This is a genomic window from Corallococcus praedator, from assembly GCF_003612125.1.
Taxonomy (GTDB): domain Bacteria; phylum Myxococcota; class Myxococcia; order Myxococcales; family Myxococcaceae; genus Corallococcus; species Corallococcus praedator.
Window position 1 is genome coordinate 1 of the sequence record NZ_RAWI01001183.1, and the last position, 421, is coordinate 421.

Below are 421 nucleotides of genomic sequence, written 5' to 3' on the forward strand. Positions count from 1 at the left end.
ATCCAGGATCAGGCACTCGGCACCGGGCTCGGTGGCCACCACGTAGCAGTTCGTCTGCCACGGACCGGCGGGGAAGGAGGCGATGAACACAGTGGCGAGACTAACGACCAGGCGACGCAGGCTGAGAACCTGATATGACCCTGGCGAGTGAATCAGGCAGGATAGGGCCCTATGAGCGACGGCGCGGGGCCTGCCTCCTTTGGCCGGGTCGACCCAGACGGGACGGTGTACGTCCGCACGGAGTCCGGTGAGCGAGCCGTCGGGCAGGTGCCCGACGTGCCACCGGAGGAAGCGTTGTCCTTCTTCACCCGACGGTACGACGCCCTCGATCTCGAGGTCTCCCTGCTGGAGACCCGGATCGCCTCCGGGGCGCTCTCCCCCGACGACGCGGTGTCCTCGATCAGAACCGTCCGTACGGCGG

At 67.5% G+C, this 421-nt stretch carries 1 protein-coding gene; it reads left to right on the forward strand.

Annotated elements, in window-relative coordinates; genetic code table 11:
- Positions 1-171: 171 nt before the first annotated feature.
- On the forward strand, positions 172-421 hold a 250-nt coding region (locus D7Y13_RS43645; RefSeq protein ID WP_244222496.1), incomplete at its 3' end, for a hypothetical protein.